This window comes from Parapedobacter sp. (assembly GCF_053550995.1).
The window spans coordinates 1-20,868 of sequence record NZ_JBMQOC010000028.1; the positions used below are offsets into that span (position 1 = coordinate 1).

The window sequence follows — 20,868 nt, forward strand, 5'->3', positions numbered from 1 at the left end:
ACATTTTAATTAAAGAGTATTATGGGAAGTTTTAGAAAAGGAATCCAAGGCGGATTTTCAGGGAAAGTAGGAAACGTGGTAGGTGCCCACTGGCGTGGCATCGATTACATGCGTAGTTTGCCGCGCGTAAGCAAGGGAAGGCCCGTCACCGAGGAGCAGCTGATGCACCGGGTGCGGTTCGCCGCAGCGGTGGCGTTCGCCAAACCGATCAGCTATGTGTTCAATGTGGGGTATGGCAAGCTGGCCAAGCAGAAGCTGTCGGGCTATAACCTGGCGGTCCGGCAGATCTACAAAGAGGCCATCGCCGGCGAATATCCGGACATTTCGGTAGACCCTGCACTGGTGCGCATCAGCGAAGGCGACCTGGTGCGACCGCGCAACCCGCTGGTGGAGGCGCTGCCCGGGCAGGTGCTGCGCGTGGCATGGATCGACAATACGCGACCGCGCACCAAGTCAGACCACAGCGACCAGGCTATCGCGGTGGCATACAACCCCGCCAAAGCGGAATACCACTACGATATCGGCAGCGCCACGCGCCTCGATGAGGAGCTGATGCTGGAGTTGCCCGACTATTTCGAGGGCGATGAGGTGCACGTGTATTTCGGCATGGTGAGCAAAACGGGTGGCATAGCCTGCAACAGCCTTTACCTGGGTACGGTAGCGGTAACAGGCGGCACGGCCCCTGACCCGGAACCCGAACCCTAGTCGAATAAGCAGCGGGGTGGGGAAGACCCCGCTGCTTATTTTATCACATCAAGCGTTGAATAAATGAATGCTATAAGCAACAAAATCATCCGCGTGGCCGAGGGGAAGCACAGTACCCTCAGCCACCTCTATATCGGCGGCTTATTCTGCTGCTACCTGCTGGAAGACACGGTGCGTGACCACAAGGTGGCGGGGGAGACGGCCATCCCGCCCGGTGAGTACGGTCTCTTGCTCAACCACGGGGCGGACATGAACAAACGGTACGCCAAACGATACCCCGCATTCCACGAGGGCATGGTGGAGATCATCGAGATCCCCAACTTTCGGCTGGTATTCCTCCACGCGGGCAATGACCATACGGATACGAGCGGCTGCCCGCTCACGGGGTCGTACTGGGTGCGGGTAAACGGCGACTACGAAGTAAGGGGCTCCCGGCCGGCGTATGAGTTTGTGTACCCGCTGCTGTTGGCCGAAATTAACAAAGGAAATGACCGGTTAGTGGTTGAGAATAGATTGCCACACCGCGACTGGGTGCAAGCACCCTAGGCCGCTTGCGCGATAGCCGGTTAATAGATTGCTTCGCTCCGCCGCACTTCCCCAGGGCACTTGCTCGCAATGACGCCAAAAGCAAATGGAACGAAGCGCATCGGGAAAGCAAAAAAAGACAGCAAACAGCAAAAAAGCAAATGGAACGAAGTGACATCCCGAAAGCAAAGCGCATCGGGAAAGCAAACAGCAAAAAAGCAAAACAACAATGAAAGAATCAATGAATACCGTCGGCCACTCCGAAGCGGAGAAACCGACATTTTATGACAGGATGAAGGAAGCGCTGGCGGTGGCCAGCCAATTGGTCATCGCCTCGCCGGTGAAGCTGCCACCCAAGGTGGTGCTCGTGGCCAAATACCTGGCCCTTGCGCTGGGCGTGCTGGAGGCCGTGGAAAGCGGCGTGCGCAAGGGGGAAGGAGCGGCCGATGAAAACGACTAATGCCCAATTGGGCATCGGCACGGGCGGGGGCACGCTGCTCAGCGTGGTGGCCCAGCTCGGCGTGCACGACCTGGTCAAAACAGCGGTACTAGCCGCGCTTGGTGCGGTGGTGAGCTTCGTGGTAAGCTGGATGCTGCAGCGGTGGCGGCGGCGCCAATAACCATCACCCTGATCCGTAATGGAGGCCACCGGGCTAATGGATCAGCCCGGTGGCCTTTTTTGCGTGCCAAACGCGCAGGCAATTGCGCGAGTAGGGTAAGTTAATCCGGTTGGTTATCCATCACCAGGGTTTGGTGGTCGCCCTGGAAGGCCCTTCGGTATTCTTTCGGGCTTTGCCCGGTGATCTCCCGGAACTGCCGGTTAAAATAAGATAGGTTCTTGAAGCCGCTTTCATAGCAAATCCGCAGGATATCCCACTCTTCCGTGAGGAGCAGGTTGGTGGCATGCGTGATACGGACATTGTTGACAAACTGCGAGAACGTCTGTTCCATGCGACGTTTGAAATACCGGCAGAACGCCGCATCGTTGAGATGGATAAGGCGGGCAGCGGTCTTGCTGTCGAGGTCATCGCGGAAGTTCTCGATCACATATTTGAGCACCGGCTCCAATCGCGCTGAATCTTTATTGGTAAGTTTCATGGCCGACTGCGTCTCGTTGAGCACCTTGACATCCGAAGGGGGCAACCGCGATACTTCGTTGAGCAACTGCAGGAACGTGATGAGCTCGTCCATGCCCTTCTGCGTGGCGATACGGCCGAATAGCTCATGGATGCGGGAAGACATCTGCTGGATATGGAGGCCAAACGACGATTTGTCGAGCACCTCCTTGATTTTGATGTAGGCCGTGTTCTCGAAAAAACCCTGCCCCAGGAAATCTTCTTTGAAAAATACGGCCACGGCATGTGCGTGTTCCCCCTGCTCGATAAATGCCTTTTCGTTATAGAAGCAATGGCCGAAACCGGGACCGAAAAGATAGATATCTCCTTCTTGGAAATTCATCATGTGTTTGCCGGCGTAGAGCTTGCCATAGCTTTTTTTGATCCAGATCAACTCATAAAGGTCATGGAAATGGAAAGGCGACGTGAAATAGGTCTGGACGTATTCCTTGATGGAAAAACCTAATCCGGCTGGATGGGATTGATGCTCGAAAATAACTTTCATAACAGGCTCCTTTAACCGCAAATGGTATGCAGGGATTTCGTATGCATAATTAGCGATTAACTCCCAGATTAACAAATCGTATGTTGTTTTCGGTCCATAATGTAAATATTGTGTTGGTAATGGCAAATGGGGTGGTGTTAGGCACTCCGGATACGGGATACTTTTGCTTTATCCGATTAGGTAACCAAATGAAACAATATGGAAAATAGGAAAAAAGGTAACAACGCATGTGCTTGGATACAGATGGGCGACTATTCAATTATGACAGCGATAGATTATAAATGAACATATGATGAATAAGACAACACCAAGGCGGAAATTCATTAAGCAACTAGCTGGATCCACCATGGCCATTGCGGCAGGCACGAGCTTAGTGAAGGCAGAAAATAAACCAGAGGTGCCTGCGGCGACCGACCGGGGCTATGCGGGTGCGGCTATGTGGCAAGTATCCGAGGATTTAACTTGGGATACCCTGCGGGGGCATTTCAAGATGAATTTAACGCTTGATCCTCCCGCACAAAAATGGGAAAAGCAATCGGACGATGGGATTGCTAGAATAGCTGGCGAGTATCGGAGTAATGGATATCTGCTGAAGATTGACGTGTTAGAAAAAGCGTACAAAACGGTAATCATAAATTTCGACCTCTCCCGCTTGGATGGAAAACCTTTCAAAATACTTGAAAATCGGGTCGAATGTAAAACGAGTTATGCCGGTGTTTATAAATTGTTTACCACCGGAACGATGGCCCAACAAAATTACCGGATCGACCTTCCCTTCGTTCTTCAGGGCCAGTCAAGGGCACAGTTCGAACATCCCATCATTTGGATGCAGCAAACCGACGGCCGCAATACCTTAACGCTGGGACTTTTGAGCCAGATCCATACCTGCAATTTGGAGGCTTCAACATACAATCCTGCAAACGGCGGGGAGGCCCCCGGAATCGCAAACAGTTATGTCCGAGCCGGTCTAAATCGGTCTATCACCACAGGCGTTCCCACGCATAGCTATAAAGATGGGATTTACATAAATGCCGATGATAATGTAACTTGGTTTGAAGCACTCCAGGATTACAGCATTACTGTGGATGAATTCAGGGACTTTGAGCCCGACCCCATCAGCGATTGGGCATTGAACCCCATGTGGCATTCTTGGTATGCACATGCGGACCGTATTGATGAAGCACGCATTCGGAACGATGCGCAGCTTGCCGCTAAGCTGGGGGTTACTACCATTGAATTGGATGCGGGATGGAATATCCCGTGGGAACATGCGTATTCTTTTGACACGGACGGTGATTATTTTTTCGACGGCGGCCGGTTTCCGGATCCAGTCGGCATGGTAAAGGAAATGCACAACAATGGCCAACGAGTAATATTGCACGTGGCGCCATTGTTAATGGGTAAGCATGCGAAAGCGTGGCCAGCGATGAATGGTTGTATGTTGATGGTTGATGGGCAAGCGCAGCCTTATCTCGATCCGCGTATGAGGAAAGTACACGATTATTTGTCGGATGCTTGGGAGTATATGTTTGATACATATGATATTGATGGTTTATGGTATGATTTTCTTGAGATACCCGAAAAGGCGGATCCGGTTCCAGCCGGAATCTCGACAGTCTCGTTGGACCTTCACCAGGCGTATACCTTGCTCATGCAACGCCTTTATAGAAAAGCCCTTGAATGTAATCCCAACGCGGTTATTATCTTGAGGAGGGGTTCTGCCAACCTCAACGCCAAGACATATTGCACGCATGTGTGGCCTATGGACGTTCCTCAAGACTATAATATGAATCGACGAGACGTCGTATTTCTCAAAACCTATGGAGCGGGTGTACTGACACACGCATGCTGCACGAGCTGGGCTATTAGTGAGAGCGATGTGAATGTTGCGAGGCAAATGGCCAGTATTACCCTGGCGGGCGTCCCCGCCTTTTCGGTAATCCTCCAGGATTCGCCAACGACACACAATCAGATCGTCAAAGCGTGGTTGGAGTTTTATCATCGCCACAAGGAAGATCTGGTGCTGGGGCAATTGACACCGTTGCTTCCGACACCGCCGTCCGCCCTATTGAAAGTAGTGCGCAACAAGCAGGCGTTTTTTGGCTTTTTTGAAGCGATACCAGGCCTCATAACCGTGGAGGGGGTACGCAAAATTTTTATCATCAATGCGTATAGCAACCGGACAACAACCCGACTGGAAGGTGTCTCCGGGCAATGGAAAGTGGGAGTTTTTGACCAGGTGTGGGAAGAGGAATATGCACTTACACTGGCAGCCGACGAAAACAACGGCTTGAATCTGAACCTTTCCGCATCCACGGGATGCCATGCGGTGATGTTGACTAAAACAGGATAGCCATTTGACGACCCGATCGTGTATGCCTGCTATTTATTTATTCTGTCTCGTTTTACTGGATGTTCATTTTATGGGTAAATAATGTATTGTTAATCGCAAATCTTGTGGTGTTAAAAGCACCGGCCACCTCCTATTTTTGTTTTATCAGTGGTGACAAACAGGTGGGAAGCACGATTAGCCGATAAAAGAATATCACACTAACCAGACTATTGTACTCGATTGTTGCAATTGAGCGGGGAGCCTATTGGCACAGGTATAACTTATACTTAAATTATGTTGATATGAAAAGAGTAAAAGCCTTTTTAGTTAATTGCTGTCTTGTATTTGCGAGCTTGGCAGTTCCATGGTTGGGATATGGCCAGCAGAAAACAGAGATAACAGGTATTGTAATAGACACGGCTCAAAACCCCCTTCAGGGTGTTTCCATTAGCTTGAAATCCAATCCGGCAGGAGGCACCAGCACGAACGAAAGCGGGCGATTCATTTTCGAGGTTATTAAGGGCGACGTCCTTGTCTTCTCGAATATTGGTTTTCTAACCACGGAAGTGGTCATACAGGACGCGTCCAGACTGCAGGTTGTACTCGAAAGTGATACGAGCTTGATGGAGGAGGTCGTGGTGGTTGCTTATGGAACACAAAAAAAGTCGGAGGTGGTGGGCGCCGTCACAAGTATCAATCCCTCAGAACTTAAAGTGCCATCAAGTAACTTGACCACGGCGCTGGCCGGGCGCTTGGCGGGGGTGATTGCTTATCAGCGTAGCGGCGAACCGGGTTTGGACAACGCTGATTTTTTTATCCGTGGAGTCACCACCTTCGGCTATAAAAAAGATCCGTTGATTCTCATCGACGGCGTAGAGTTTTCCACGACAGAACTGGCTAGGCTTCAGCCTGATGACATTGCTAGTTTTTCTATCATGAAGGATGCAACAGCAACGGCCCTTTATGGTGCCCGCGGAGCCAATGGTGTCATATTGGTGACTACTAAAACTGGAAAAGCAGAAAAGGCCAGCATCAGCTTACGTTATGAAAGTTCGTTGTCAGCACCGACAAAAAATATCAAGTTGGCTGATCCGGTCACCTATATGAAACTAGAAAATGAATCGGTACTGACAAGGGGTTTTCTAGATGTCCCCTATTCGGAACGCAAGATTGATAATACATTGACCGGTGCCAACCCATGGGTATATCCGGCAACGGATTGGATGAAAGAGTTATTTAAGGACTACACACACAATCAGCGATTTAACCTTAACGTAACGGGAGGTGGTGAGGTAGCCCAATATTACATTGCAGGCACGTTCAATCAGGATAACGGGGTGTTGAAGGTCGACCCTCGGAATAACTTCAACAACAATATTGATTTGAAGAGTTATTCGCTACGGTCCAATGTGAATATCAAAATCACCAAAACAACAGACGCCGGCGTTAAATTATACGGCAGTTTTGACGATTATCAGGGTCCGATTCATGGCGGCGCTGAGATGTACCGTATGGTAATGCGTACCAGCCCTGTGATGTTCCCAGCATATTTTCCAACAGACGAAAAACATCAACATACGCGCCATATTATGTTTGGTGGGCATTCCACAGGAAGTTATATCAATCCGTACGCAGAATTGATGAAGGGGTATATGGATTATAACAAATCGCTAATGATGGCCCAGTTCGAAGTGAAGCATAACTTGTCGTACCTAACCGAAGGCTTGTCTTCACGCGCCATGGTCAATACAAACCGGTATTCGTTTTTTGATGTTTCCAGATACTACAACCCTTTCTATTACGAAGTGTTGAGTTATGACCGGTTTACGGATGATTATGCGATCGACGTGATCAATCCGAATGGTGGAACAGAATACTTAGGTTACGAAGAGGGGCCGAAAACCATACAAACCAACCTGTATGCCGAGGCAGCCATTACATACAACCGCACGTTTAACGATACGCACGGTGTTAGTGGTCTGTTCATCTACACGATGCGAAACTATTTGGAAGGAAATTCCGGATCGCTCCTGAGATCATTACCCTATCGAAACTTGGGGTTGTCCGGGCGGGCAACCTATTCTTACGATAGCCGCTATTTCGTGGAATTTAATTTTGGTTACAACGGTTCAGAGCGTTTCTATAAAGATAATCGCTTTGGCTTTTTCCCTTCAGCGGGTGTCGCTTGGACCGTCTCGAACGAGGGTTTCATGGAATCGCTTAAAAATACGGTTACGAACCTAAAATTGCGCGCTACCTATGGGTTGGTCGGAAATGATGCCATTGGCGGGCCCCTTGACCGGTTTTTTTATTTGTCCACTGTCGATATGGATAATGCGAGCAGAGGCAGTGCTTTTGGCACTGATTTAACATATGGCCAAAATGGTGTGCTGGTTTCTCGTTATGATAATAAACTGATTACGTGGGAAGTAGCTCGAAAATTGAATTTGGGTGTCGAACTCAGCCTGTTTAAAAAACTGGATTTTCAGGTGGACTATTTTACCGAATACCGAGATCAGATACTGATGGACCGGGCTTCTATTCCTTCGACGATGGGGCTTTCCGCCCCCGTGCGAGCGAATGTCGGTGAAGCTGCTGGTAATGGCGTGGATATGTCGGTGGATTTGTCTCATACTTTTTCTAATGGATTATGGATCATCAGCCGGGGCAACTTCACCTATGCGACGAGCCAGTATAAGGTGGTTGAAGAACCGGAATATGATGATGCCAACCTGTCGCGGCTGGGTTATTCTTTATCCCAAAATTGGGGATACATCGCCGAAAGGTTATTTGTGGATGAAGCGGATGTGTCCAATGCACCTGTCCAGGGCTTTGGAGCTTATATGGCGGGTGATATCAAATACCGGGATGTAAACGGCGATGGGCAGGTAACGACCCTGGATCAGGCACCCATCGGATACCCGACTACACCGGAGATTATTTATGGCTTTGGCTTTTCATCGGGCTATAAGGGGTTTGATTTTTCCTGTTTTTTCCAGGGTTCTGGGCAGTCGTCGTTCTGGATTAACGCAGGTGGATCTACCCAGCCGTTCGTAAACGGTAATCAATTGCTCGACGCCTACGCCGACAGCTACTGGTCTGAAGACAACCGTGATATTTATGCGATTTTGCCCCGGTTAAGCCGGACCCTGAATGGTAACAATGCACAACTTAACACTTGGTTTATGCGGGATGGGACGTTTCTCAGACTCAAGTCATTGGAACTGGGTTACACCCTACTTCCGCAGTTGGTCAAACGATTAAGAGTAACCAATTTGCGTGTGTACGCGTCTGGTACCAATCTGATGAACTGGAGTAAGTTTAAGCTATGGGATGTGGAAATGGGAGGTGAAGGACTGGGATATCCGGTTCAACGCGTCTATAATTTAGGACTTCAAATGTCATTTTAATCGCGTATATTATGAAAAGGATACGAGTTATAGTTTTGGGTTTTTCACTGGTGGTGGGTTCCTGTGGCGAATACCTTGATATTGTTCCGGACAATGTTGCTACCATCGAAAATGCCTTCACCATGCGGAACACTGCGGAAAAGTTCTTGTTTACCTGCTATTCCTACCTTCCCAAAGGAGGCAATTATGTTTGGGATCCCGCCGTATTAGGAGCTGATGAGTTATGGACCATTCGGGAATACGGATCCAATCAGGTGCTACGCGGATTTCAAACGGTAGCGGATCCCTGGTTCGACTATTGGTCAGGGCGCGACGGTATAGCGTCCCTGTTTATGGGGATACGTGATTGCAATATTTTCTTAGCGAATGTTGATCAGGTACTGGACGCCACCGAACTGGAACGACGACGCTGGGCGGCGGAAGTTAAGTTCCTCAAAGCGTACTATCACTTTCACTTATTGCGCTATTACGGTCCAATCCCGTTGATCCGGGAAAACTTGCCCATTTCGGCGTCCGTATCAGAAACTAAAGTGAAAAGAGAACCAATCGATGATTGTTTTGCCTATATCGTCGGATTATTGGATGAAGCCATACTAGAACTCCCCCCAACCATCCAAGCAGAGGCAACCGAAATGGGCAGGATAACCCAAATTATTGCATTATCCCTGAAAGCTAAAGCATTGGTGGTGGCGGCCAGCCCACTTTTCAATGGTAATTCGGACTACGCAAGTTTCAAAGACCGGGGCGGGACAGTATTCTTCAACCAAACCGCTGACCCAGATAAATGGCGTGTCGCGGCTGAGGCATGTAAAGCTGCTATCGACGCGGCACATGAGGCAGGGCACAAGTTGTATTATTATCACGAAAATGAACCGAACTCCTCATTTGTCTCGCAGGAAACGAACGTGAAGATGAATATTCGATATGCGGTTACCGATCGGTGGAATCCTGAGATTATTTGGGGAAATGTGAAGAGTCTGTCTGCAGAAAATCAACGGGAAGCACAAGCTCGTTTAGATGGGAGTACTTCGGGGTTATCGGTGTCGAGTACATTAGGCGCTACCCTGAAAATGGTGGAAATGTTCTATTCTAACCATGGCGTGCCAATTACGGAGGACAAAACTTGGGATTACGGTGGGCGATACGATTTAAAATCGGCGGGAGCTAGCGAGCGGTATTATATTAAAGAGGGCTACCAGACGGTTAAGCTCAATTTTGATCGGGAACCTCGCTTTTATGCATCGCTGGGATTCGACGGCTCTATTTGGTATGGCCAAGGGCGGCTAAACGAAGCAAATAGTTGGTTTGTCGAGGCGAAGTTCGGACAGAATGCGGGAGGTATGCCGATGCATGGCTATTCCGCTACGGGGTACTGGCCAAAGAAGCTAGTTCATCCGGAGAGCGTTTATTCTTCAACGGTCGATTTTTCAATTGTGAATTATCCTCATCCTGAAATCAGGCTTGCCGACTTATATTTATTATATGCCGAAGCAATCAATGAAAGCCAGGGCCCGGTTGCCGAAGCCTTCTATTATATCGATGAGGTACGGGCGAGAGCGGGGTTGGCTGGCGTCGAGGAATCTTGGTCCGCCTATTCCAACCGACCGGATAAATATATGACTCAACAAGGGTTGAGGGAGATTATCCATGGCGAGCGCGCGATTGAATTGTCATTTGAGGGACATCGGTCATGGGACTTAAAACGATGGAAGAAATCCATTGATGAGCTCAATTATCGGATACAAGGTTGGGACATCACGCAGGAAGAAGCTCGGGCATATTATACGGTGTCTACAATCTTTAATCGAAAGTTTAATTTTCGGGACTACTTCTGGCCCATTCGGGAGTTGGAACTTATTAGAAACAAGAATCTTGTGCAAAACCCCGGCTGGTAATCAGGTCACAAATTATAAACTTATACCACTAGTTAACGAATATCATGAGCAAAATAAGATTTCTGATCGGATGGTCTTGGTTGATATTTACCGCGATTGCGTGTAAAGAAGAATCGCCCACTCCGATTTTAACCGCTGGCGGGAAACCAGCTCCAGTATATCACGTCGAAATAGAAAATTTGCCCGGCGGTGCTAAGTTACAATACGAATTGCCAGACACCGAAGATTTGTTGTATGTAAAAGCGGTCTACGAATTTCCAGAGGGATATTTCCATGAGGTGAAAGCCTCTGCCTATGTCGATACGTTGATAATTGAAGGACTCGGTAATACAAACGAACGGGATGTAACGTTATATGCAGTTAGCCGGTCGGAGGTTGAATCTGAACCGGTTTCCGTTAAAATAAGCCCGCTCACACCGCCTGTTTATCAAATAGCGTCTTCGTTTGTCTTTACACCAACCTTTGGTGGAATTTCTGTTAGTTTTGAGAATGTAGATACGAATAACGTTGTCATCAATCTTTTGAAGAAAGTGGATGATGAATGGACGCCGGTCGACGAATTATACACCAAAAGGCGGCAGGGGACCCTGACGGTACGGAATCAGGAAGCCACGGAAATCCAGTTCGGTGCATTTGTGAAGGACCGATGGAATAATAAATCAGATACGGTGAACGTATTTCTCACACCGCTTTTTGAAATACAGATTCCGAATCCGGTTCCCATTACTGCGCTTCCCGGAGATTACCACCTCTTTTGGGGTGGGTTGGACTACAGCAAAATGGTAGATGGCAGCGTATCCACGACAATGGAAACGTGGCTAGACAATGCTACGCCCATGCCGCAGTCGTTTACGCTCGATTTTCGGGTTCCGACTCAATTCAGTCGTTTCAAATACTTTATGTACCCAGTTGGCGCACATTATGAATTTAACTATGCCTGTCCTGAAAAATGGGAGATTTGGGGGAGCAATGAATTGACCGACGATTGGAATAACTGGGCGAAGATTATGGATTGTGTGGCCGTAAAGCCCTCCGGCGCACCGCTAGGCGTCATGACCCAAGAAGACCAAGAAGCGTCACGGGCAGGGCTTGATTTTGACTTTCCGGAAGGAACGCCCCCCTATCGCTATATCCGATGGAAAACAACCAAAACATTTGGAGGCATGAGATCAGTAGGTATCGCTGAACTCACTTTTTGGGGGAATCAAATTAACAACTGAGATGATGAATTCACGAAATCAAGCAATTCTAGGCCTTGCGTTTTTAACATTATGTTACGCGTCTGGATGTAAGGAAATGGATGATACTTATCGGCATTATATTCACGACGGCGAAGTTATTTATGCCCAAAAGGCAGATTCCCTTAAGGCCTACCCAGGCAGGCACCGCATTAAATTGTCGTGGCCGATCGGACCGGATAAAAAGGTGGTAGGGGCAATGATATCATGGAATAGCGGGGAACAGAAAATGGATCATCAGATTATACGCGAGCCTGGACTCGATACGGTACACGTATGGCTGATCGACTTGGATGAAGGTGGTTATGCCATCGATGTGGTCACGTATGATAAGTATGGAAATCATTCGGTAAAAATCAACACTTATGCCGAGGCACTCGGTGACGATTATGAGTCACATCTGGTAAACGGCGTGGTCCGATCCGCGAGCACTGATGGCGCTACGGCTTTCCTCGAATGGTATACGAATACCACGCAGGATGCTGTGGCTATGGAGGTCGTGCATATTGACCAAAATGATCAGCCTCATACCACCACGCTTCCCTTGGCAGAAAATGTATTGGTCTTACCCGATTATAAGCCAGGATCGGTCATCGAGTACCGAACGCTGTATATACCAGGCGGTATCGCGGTTGATACATTTTATTCCGAATACCACTCAATTATACCGTTATCGGCCCCAAAAAAGCTGCCCAATCCAACACCAATTATGACCCTCGCCGGCGATTATAATCAGTTCTATGCCGGCTTGGACTATATGAATTTCGTAGATGGCGATGTGACTAATATTGGTGAAACCGCAGTTGGCGAAACGTCTGCGTTACCCCAGTCCTTTACCCTTGACTTCCATGTACCTACGACCTTCGATCATTTTAAGTATTTCATGTGGCCCACCGGTGCATCCTACGAATTTGCCCATGCGAGCCCGGAAAGATGGGAAGTCTGGGGCAGTAATGAACTCGATGGCGATTGGGGAACGTGGACGAAGATCATGGATTGTGTGGCGATAAAGCCGTCTGGCTCGCCCTTAGGTACTTTGACGACAGCGGATATGGAAGCGTCACGGGAAGGACTTGAATTTGAGTTTCCGGAAGGCACTCCGCCTTATCGTTATCTTCGTTGGAAAACAACAAAGACGTTTGGCGATATTCCTGCCGTTGGAATCGCTGAAATCACGTTCTGGGGAAATCAAGAAACACCACTTCAGCCGATTGAATAGGATGGAAGCGAAACTTGGCCGTTCGAGATAAGATTCCAGATGCATTTGTAAATACTGTATTGGTAACTGCAAATGCGGTGGTGTCGTCGGGTTCGAATAGCCGATACCTTTGTTTATCCGATTAGGTGCCAAATGAAAATAATATGAAAAATAGGAAGGAAGGTAATGAGACGTGTTTTTTACCTTTTTACGCATTTCCGCAAAGATGAGAAACGCTCGAAGAGACATACGGCCGGTCATGTTGTTAATCGTTGGTATCGTTTACGGCCTCTTTGCCCGGGCCAACGATGAACCACAATTCGACTGGGGAGCAGCGAGGTTCGTTCCTGTCGAAATCGAGGTGACTGACGATAAGGTCATGCTGTATAGCGAGGGCCAGCAAGTGGCTTTTTCGGGCGAACTTTTTAAGCTGGATACTGATGGGCACGTCATTGCGGATTGGTCCAAAAGTGAAGGTGATTTCGTTACGTTATTTTTAACGGTCAATGCATTAGCAGAATCGCGATTAAATAAGGTTACATGGTTTTCGGGCTCTTGGGAAGAGGGCGTTGAAAAAATAATTCATTCTACGGCGCTCCTGGATAACACTGTTTTTCTTCGCAAGAACGGAATTTCCTTTTTTTTATCCTTAGATTTTCCTTACAGTCGGATAGATAGTTTGGGCATACACTATCCTCCGGGTATAGCGCTACTTGAAGGCCGAACGTATGATGCCCACACATTAAGTATTGGGGCATGTAAACTGTCGGGAGAAATGGTCGGAGAATTTGACCGTGCTGAGATTGAGGCGGTCTCCACATATATTGAAAAGCGGTTTACTTCACGGTTTCAGCGCCCCATGGTTTTGTCTGCAAGTATAACTAACCGAATGACGGACGTTCGCGATAATCACATCTTTTACTCGATGTATGATAATCCAACGATAGCTTTAAGCCCAGAGTTGGTGGAAGAAGACCTGCGGTTGAACGCGGAACTCGGCATTGAATATTACCAGGTGTTCGAAGGCGTGTTTGATTGGCCCGACGAGGAGCGTACAGGTAATAACATGCTGAGGTTAAAGCATATTGCAAGGAACTTGGGCGTGAAGATGGGTGATTATGCGGTCCCACAAGGGCTATATTGTCCCCATTACAATTATCAACACCGTGAGCTAGACAGGCCTGACTGGTTGATTCGAGATGCCGAGGGGAATATGGGCCCTGAATGCTTGGGGGTGTATGAGTATGTCGACATGATGACGAGTCGGTTAGTCGCACATAATAGAAAATATGGCCTGCAAATAATATGTCTAGATTTTTTGAATATTCGACCCTGTTATGCGAATAATCATGGGCACCCGGTTGGCGATACTTACCAACAGATATTGGGGCTCGTAAACATGATGGGCGCATTAAATGAATTAGACGAAAACTTCCTTGTCTGGTCCAATAGTGGTAATTGGCTCGAATTGATGCCTAAGTTAATTTGGTATAACCCGAATGTTTATTTAACAGATCCACATGTGCGCGAATACTCTCCCCACTTGAATATACTTAAAAACCTAGGCGACGGCCGCCGGGAACAAATGGTCTCTGTGCACGAGCGGTATTTTGTTCCGTATACGGCTTTTACTAATTACGAGTATTATCTTGCGCCAAATAGTAGACTAGCTGATCCTCACGTGTTTGAATATAGCCTCCTTCAAGGGCTCGCGGTTACCCCCAATATTGGCCTGGGCGAAATTCGCTCGTTTTTAGATCGAATACCCAATAAAGATAATTTGCGCATTAAATCATTTATCAAATATTGGCTGGAGTTTATTCGCGAACACTATGATGTATGGAGGTATACGAGTAGGTTAGGCGATTCCCCTGGCCTCGGCGCTGCGGAAGTGTATGGCCATGTTAAAGAGGACCGCGGCTTTTTGTGCTTTGTCAACCAAAACGCCTTTCCGGTGCACAAGGAGTTAGTGCTCGACGGCACGATGGGACTGACAGCGGGAACGTCATTTGTATTGTCGGAGATTTATCCACATAGTGGTCCTATTATCGAGCAACCGATACCTTTTGCACGTATGGGTGATACGATTAAATTCACTTTGGCTCCTTATGCGGTTCGCATCGTGGAAGTGGCCCCGCAACCAACCACCCTAACGGAACCCGTAGTATACGGCATGGCACCGCTTCGGGTTGAAGAGAAAGCGAGCGGGTATCTCATCGCCCTGGAAATGCAGCAAGGCGTAGAAAGGGAAATAGCGGTTGTACTTCCCGAAGGTAGACAGGTCACCGACGTTTTTGCCGTACAGAAACCAACAGTACCTATGTATACTTTTCCAGTGAACGCTAAACTCATTGATAAAGAAGGGCGCATTGCCCGTATTCGTATTCAGGGACCGAGGGAGGCGGCCCCCACTGCGCTTACCCAGTGGTGCGTAAATGACGATTCATTATATCGGACGTTTCCAACGGCGGAACTGGACGGGTTTCTAGGTGCATATGTTCACAATGCCTTTTCAGAAGATTATGAAGTGATGTTAACGGTTAATACCGATAACGTGACGCCTACTGACCCGACAAGACGTCTGTATCGCAAAATGACGCAACAAATAAGCGAACTGACCGACCCTGTCCCGAAAACGGGAACGGTGTCGTACCAAACGGTATTTACGCTGCCGTTTATTGAACGTTATGGACAAGACCGAAACCAACAAGACGACGCGATCGTCGAGTTGGGCTTCTCCGATCCAGCGGCTGTGGTGATAAAAGAGGTTAAACTAAATGGAACGCAGGTGCCAGTCAAGACCTTCGCTAATGCTAAAAATCCCATGCACAAGACACATTATATTGAATTAAAAGGGAATGTGTTACCCGGAACGGTCATGTTGGAACTTGTGGTAGAATATCTGGATACTAAAAAAAATGTTGAATATGTTAATTGAAATGAAGCGGAATTTTAAGTGCGGATTATTAGCGGCTTTCACGCTGTTTCTTTTTAAGCCCGCTCAGGGCGAGACGGACCTCCGCATCCGGATTGAATGGAAACAGGGCCAACAAATGGGGACGATTAGGGTTGATAACGGCTACGTATCACGGCTTACTATCCAAAAGGGACGTGGGAAAGTAACGGAAGATAGCTACCATTTTACGACGGATGGCAATAATGCATTGGTTGTTGATTGCAAAGAGGTAAACTTGCAGGTTAGCCCCGGGGCAACAGTGATAACTGTCGACAACCAGCCCAATGCCTTCTCCTTTTTCCTGCGCGACGTGACCTCGGATTATCCCATTTACATACCGGCGTACGGTGTCGTCGTGTTGGAAGCCGATGATCCAAGGTCGTATGAAGCGGTCGAAAGGGCGGTCTTATCAAGGAAATCGAAAACCAAGATCCAACAGCTTACCGATTCGCCGGAGGAGGCTTCTTTTGCGTCTGTCGAAAATCGCACGCGGGACATGTCCGTACCGACATGGTTGGGCACCAGCCGTGATTTCCGGATTTTTCAGATTACGGAAGCACTATCCGACCAGTCGCCCGGCGAGGCCAATATCATCTCGCCGCGGAGGTCCGTGACCGCAGTAACCCTGCCCGAAACCGAAAACCAACCTATCAATTACCTGTACACCGTAGGGCGCGGTGTGGGGGTGCAAGACAATATTGCACGCCGCCTCGACCAGGGGGCTTTGCCCATCCTGCATAGCACATTGACCGATGACGATATCCAATACCATTCGACCACATTCGTCTCGTTTGAAAAGTCGGCCCTTTCGCTGGGCTCCCGGTTTGGCACCGATTTTTTGGTGGCCGATAGCCACAGTGGCGGGCATATGTTTACAGATGCGCAACGCGAAATATTGGATGCCCGATTGGAGTCGGCACTCAACCCTGAAGAAGAAACCGTGTTGTATTTCCGGTCTGAGGCCGTCAACACCGGTGCGGTACCCCGGTATGCCTGGTTCAAGGCGCCGCGTCCGGGCACGGGGTGGCATCATAAGAAAGCGTATACATTCGATGCGGAGACAGGCTTTTCCACCTTCCCCTCCGGGCGGGTATTCTGTATTTCTCGGTTGAACGGCGAACCCTTGCGGAATGAAGAAATCGCCGTCCTGGTGCCGCCCGGCGAAAAGGTGGTGTTTGAGTTCTATGTGCCCCATAGCCCCATCGACAACGAGCGGGCCACGGCGCTGGCCGGTCAATCTTTTGCGCAACGGTACACCGAAGCTAAAAAGTTCTGGCAGGATAAACTCGCGCAAGCGGCAACCATCAAGCTGCCCGAAAAGCGGATCGAGGAAATGATCCGGGCCGGCTTATTGCATCTCGACCTGATTACGTTTGGCAACGACCCTGAGGGCACATTGGCACCCAACATCGGGGTATATTCACCGATCGGTACGGAGAGCGCGCCGATTATCCAATTTTACAACTCGATGGGCTGGCAGGACGTCGCCAAGCGTTCACTCACCTATTTCTTGGATAAGCAGCACGAAGATGGGTTCATCCAGAACTTCGGCGGTTATATGGTCGAAACCGGCGCCGCCCTTTGGACGATGGGCGAATATTTCCGGTATACCAACGATACGGAATGGGCGCGTCAGTCGGCATCGAAGCTGCTGAAATCGGCGGATTACCTCATCGAATGGCGCAATCAGAATAAGAAAGAAGAGCTGGAGGGCCGGGGATACGGAATGATTTCCGGGAAAGTTGCGGATCCGGAAGACCATTTCCACCAGTTCATGCTGAATGGCTATGCCTATATAGGTTTGAGCCGGGTCGCCGAAGTACTCGCCGCGATCGGCCATCAGGAGGCCGATCGGATTGGCAAGGAAGCGGCTGCCTGGAAAGCGGATATCCGCGAGTCGTTCTTCCATGTGATGGCGCTTTCGCCGGTGGTGCCTTTGGGCGATGGGACGTGGTGCCCCACGGCACCGCCCTGGACAGAGTCCGTAGGACTGCGAGCACTCTATATGAAGCCGGAGGCGTTTTGGTCCCACGGCACCGTCACGGTATCGGATGCCATGCTGGGGCCCCTCTACCTGGTGTTTTGTGAGGTAATCGATGCAGACGAGCCTGCTGCCAGGATGCTGCTGGATTACCATAGCGAGCTGTTTTACCAAGGCAATGCAGCATTCAGCCAACCCTATTACAGCCGGCACAATTGGTTGCAGGCCAAGCTGGGGATGTCTAAACCGTTTTTGGAAACGTACTACAGCACCTTTGCGGCATTGGCCGACCGCGAAACGTATACATTTTGGGAACACCTATACAAGGTGTCCCCCCATAAGACGCACGAGGAAGGTTGGTTTTTGATGGAAACCCGGTGGATGCTCTATATGGAAGACGGGAACGCGCTGGATATATTCAAGACCATACCCCGGGCTTGGATGGCCGATGGGGAAGAGATCGTGTTGGATGGCGTGCAGAGTTATTTCGGCCCATTGCGCGTGGAAGCGAAATCGAATGTGGGTAAAGGCTACATCGAAGCGACCGTCGAAAGCACCGGCGACCGGAAGCCCGAGACGGTGCGGATCAGGCTGCCGCATCCCGACCGTAGGAAACCCCTCCATGTTGATGGGGGAACATACGACGAAAAGACAGAAAGTGTGGTGGTTACCGATTTTAGCGGTAAAGCAACGGTCCGGCTAACGTTTTAATGTATGTCTGCAGGCACCTTAGACATCCTCACCATTGTCGGTTACTTTGTCATCATCATCGTCATCGGCGTTTGGTCTAGCCGCGGCAAGAAAGACGATGCGGCGCAGTATTTCACCTCGAAGGGGTTGCTGCCGTGGTGGGCGATAGGTGCGGCCTACGTGGCCACCGGGCTCAACTCGGAGCAGCTCATCGGGATGAACGGCATGGGCTACCTCGTGGGCCTGCCGCTGGTGAACTCGTATTTGATTGCGGTTTTGGTCTATACGGCGCTGATTTTCGTGTTTTTCCCGCTTTACCTGCGCAATAACATCGTTACCATGCCACAGTACCTCGGTGAGCGGTTTGACAAACGCAGCCAGGACGTGTTTGGGGTCCTGTTGCTGCTTAGCTATGTGTTCCTGAGCTTGGCGGTTGTATTGTATGGTGGCGCGAAACTCTTTGAGGTGATCTATGATATACCGCTTTGGCAGGGGATATTGGTGCTGGGACTGGTGTCGGGGGTCTTCACCATATTCGGGGGCATGTCTTCGATGATCAACGCTTCCGTATTCCAATTCGTGCTGATGTTCCTGGCGGGCGGCATCCTGTTTTACCTGGGATATGTGAAACTGGAAAATGGATGGCAGGACATCGCGGCCCACGCACCGGGTGGTTTTCACCTGATGCAGCCCATGGACACGCCCATCATGCCGTGGCATGCCGTGCTGTTTTCGCTGTTCAACCTGCAGCTGTTCTACTCCTGTATCAACCAAACGCTGGTGCAGCGGGGGTTCGGCGCAAAAACGGAATGGGATGTGCGCATGGCCATCGTATTTGCATTGGCATTTGTGTTATTGCGGCCATTCCTGGAAATATTTCCCGGGATGATTGCCAGGGTGCTCGCGAGTACGGGGTATCCGGAATTTGCGGTGACACCGGAGCAAGTGGACGACGTATACCCGATGCTGATCGCCAACCTCATCCCCAAGGGGATGCAGGGGTTGATATTGGTGGGTATATTGGCAGCGATCATGTCGACCATTTCGGCTTTCCTAAATTCGATTTCTACGTTGTTTACGTATGACGTGTACAAGAAATGGATGAATAAGCAAGCCAATGACAAGCAGTTGGTCCGGGTAGGGATGTGGTGTACCTTCGGGTTGATGGCATTCAGTGTGCTTTATGCGCCGGTGATCGGCAGGATGGGAGGGATTTTTATTTATTTCCAGTCACTGTCTACCTACTTGGCCGTGCCGGTGGCTACCTGTTTCTTGGCAGGGATGTTTTGGAAAAGGGCAACGCCCGCAGCTTCTCTTACCGTGCTGATCGTAGGCATCCCGTTGGGCGCATTGATACAACTCGTTTTCATTCCCCTTTTATTTGCACCGGCAACCATCACGGCGTACGGTCTGGATAATTTTTATGTAACGGGCGGTATTACTCAGATATTTTGTGTGTTGATGATGGTAGTGGTCAGTCTTTATAGCCGTCCACGGGTTGTTACGGAAATCGGCAACCTGATCTGGACGCCGAAGATGTTAAGGCTCCCCAAAGATGAGCCACGGCGGCCGTGGTGGCAGTCGGTGTGGCTTTGGTGGGGGCTTATGGCGGTGGTTTATGGCGCGCTTTACATCTTGTGGTGGTAATTAGAAAGGGTACATGAACATGAAAAATAAAAATACAGTACTCTGCCTCATGGCGCATCCCGATGACGCGGAGATTTTAAGTGGGGGGCTGTTGGCTCTTTTGTCGCGGCGGGGTTGGCAGGTTGCCATTGCAACGATGACACCCGGGCAAGCCGGTTCGACCCAGCTCAATGCCGAAGAGATTAGCGTGGTACGTCGTAAGGAAGCTGCGGCCGCGGCGGCCGTCATTGGTGGCAGCTACCGGTGCCTGGAGTCGGAAGATGTTTTTATCCTGTACGACAAGCCCACCCTGATGAAGGTGATCGCACTCTTCCGCGAAATACAGCCTACCTTGGTGATAACCGCGAGCCCGGATGATTATATGCTGGACCACGAGGTGACCAGCCACTTGGCGCAGACGGCCTGCATGGCAGCCACCATACCCAATATCGCCACGCCGGGATTGCCCCTGCTGGCACAGGTGCCGCATCTGTATTATGCCGATGCGGTGCAGGGCAAAGATCGGTATGGCAGGCAGGTAGTGGGAGACGTAGTTGTGGATATCAGCGACGTCATCGCTATCAAAGAAGAAATGCTCTGCTGCCACCATAGCCAGCGAGATTGGTTGCGGTCCATCTCCAAGGTGGATGAGTTTGTCCTACTGATGAAATCATTCTCCGAACGTAATGGGG

At 49.6% G+C, this 20,868-nt stretch carries 14 protein-coding genes; 13 read left to right on the forward strand and 1 reads right to left on the reverse strand.

Annotation, left to right across the window (positions count from 1 at the left end; genetic code table 11):
• The first annotated feature begins 21 nt into the window (after nt 1-21).
• The 4 genes from ACO1NT_RS04650 to ACO1NT_RS04665 all read left to right on the forward strand — a co-directional run bounded on the left by ACO1NT_RS04650 (nt 22) and on the right by ACO1NT_RS04665 (nt 1,850).
• Nucleotides 22-705, forward strand: a complete 684-nt coding sequence (locus ACO1NT_RS04650; RefSeq protein WP_449047237.1) for a DUF6266 family protein — start codon at nt 22-24, stop codon at nt 703-705.
• Nucleotides 706-768: 63 nt separating this feature from the next.
• A complete protein-coding gene (locus tag ACO1NT_RS04655; RefSeq protein ID WP_449047239.1) occupies nt 769-1,251 on the forward strand; it encodes a DUF5675 family protein in 483 nt (160 codons plus the stop codon).
• Nucleotides 1,252-1,459: 208 nt separating this feature from the next.
• Nucleotides 1,460-1,690, forward strand: a complete 231-nt coding sequence (locus ACO1NT_RS04660) for a hypothetical protein (protein ID WP_449047240.1) — start codon at nt 1,460-1,462, stop codon at nt 1,688-1,690.
• Nucleotides 1,677-1,850, forward strand: a complete 174-nt coding sequence (locus ACO1NT_RS04665) for a hypothetical protein (RefSeq protein WP_449047241.1) — start codon at nt 1,677-1,679, stop codon at nt 1,848-1,850. Before ACO1NT_RS04660 ends, ACO1NT_RS04665 begins: the two co-directional genes overlap by 14 nt.
• Nucleotides 1,851-1,950: 100 nt before the next feature.
• Here the strand turns inward: ACO1NT_RS04665 and ACO1NT_RS04670 are convergent, their stop codons facing one another.
• Entirely contained in the window at nt 1,951-2,850 is a 900-nt protein-coding gene (locus tag ACO1NT_RS04670) for a helix-turn-helix domain-containing protein (RefSeq protein WP_449047242.1), read from the reverse strand.
• A 289-nt stretch (nt 2,851-3,139) separates the two neighbouring features.
• Here ACO1NT_RS04670 and ACO1NT_RS04675 point away from each other — a divergent pair, with 289 nt between their 5' ends.
• From ACO1NT_RS04675 to ACO1NT_RS04715, 9 genes are all read left to right on the forward strand, one after another.
• Nucleotides 3,140-5,203, forward strand: a complete 2,064-nt coding sequence (locus ACO1NT_RS04675) for a TIM-barrel domain-containing protein (protein WP_449047243.1) — start codon at nt 3,140-3,142, stop codon at nt 5,201-5,203.
• Between the two features lie 281 nt (nt 5,204-5,484).
• On the forward strand, nt 5,485-8,592 hold the full coding sequence (locus ACO1NT_RS04680; RefSeq protein ID WP_449047244.1) for a SusC/RagA family TonB-linked outer membrane protein: 3,108 nt from the start codon (nt 5,485-5,487) through the stop codon (nt 8,590-8,592).
• Between the two features lie 11 nt (nt 8,593-8,603).
• A complete protein-coding gene (locus tag ACO1NT_RS04685) occupies nt 8,604-10,487 on the forward strand; it encodes a RagB/SusD family nutrient uptake outer membrane protein (RefSeq protein WP_449047245.1) in 1,884 nt (627 codons plus the stop codon).
• A 44-nt stretch (nt 10,488-10,531) separates the two neighbouring features.
• Complete coding sequence (locus tag ACO1NT_RS04690) at nt 10,532-11,707, forward strand: DUF5000 domain-containing lipoprotein (protein ID WP_449047247.1); 1,176 nt, start codon at nt 10,532-10,534, stop codon at nt 11,705-11,707.
• Nucleotides 11,708-11,783: 76 nt separating this feature from the next.
• Nucleotides 11,784-12,944, forward strand: coding sequence for a DUF4998 domain-containing protein (locus ACO1NT_RS04695; RefSeq protein ID WP_449047248.1), 1,161 nt, complete (start codon nt 11,784-11,786; stop codon nt 12,942-12,944).
• 238 nt (nt 12,945-13,182) lie between these two features.
• Nucleotides 13,183-15,861 carry a hypothetical protein gene (locus ACO1NT_RS04700; protein ID WP_449047249.1) on the forward strand — a complete coding sequence of 893 codons (2,679 nt, stop codon included), beginning with the start codon at nt 13,183-13,185 and terminating at the stop codon, nt 15,859-15,861.
• 1 nt (nt 15,862) lies between these two features.
• Nucleotides 15,863-18,571 carry a hypothetical protein gene (locus tag ACO1NT_RS04705; protein WP_449047250.1) on the forward strand — a complete coding sequence of 903 codons (2,709 nt, stop codon included), beginning with the start codon at nt 15,863-15,865 and terminating at the stop codon, nt 18,569-18,571.
• A 3-nt stretch (nt 18,572-18,574) separates the two neighbouring features.
• On the forward strand, nt 18,575-20,197 hold the full coding sequence (locus ACO1NT_RS04710) for a sodium:solute symporter family transporter (protein WP_449047251.1): 1,623 nt from the start codon (nt 18,575-18,577) through the stop codon (nt 20,195-20,197).
• A gap of 19 nt (nt 20,198-20,216) precedes the next feature.
• Nucleotides 20,217-20,868, forward strand: a 652-nt coding sequence (locus ACO1NT_RS04715) for a PIG-L deacetylase family protein (RefSeq protein ID WP_449047252.1), incomplete at its 3' end; no start/stop codon positions are given.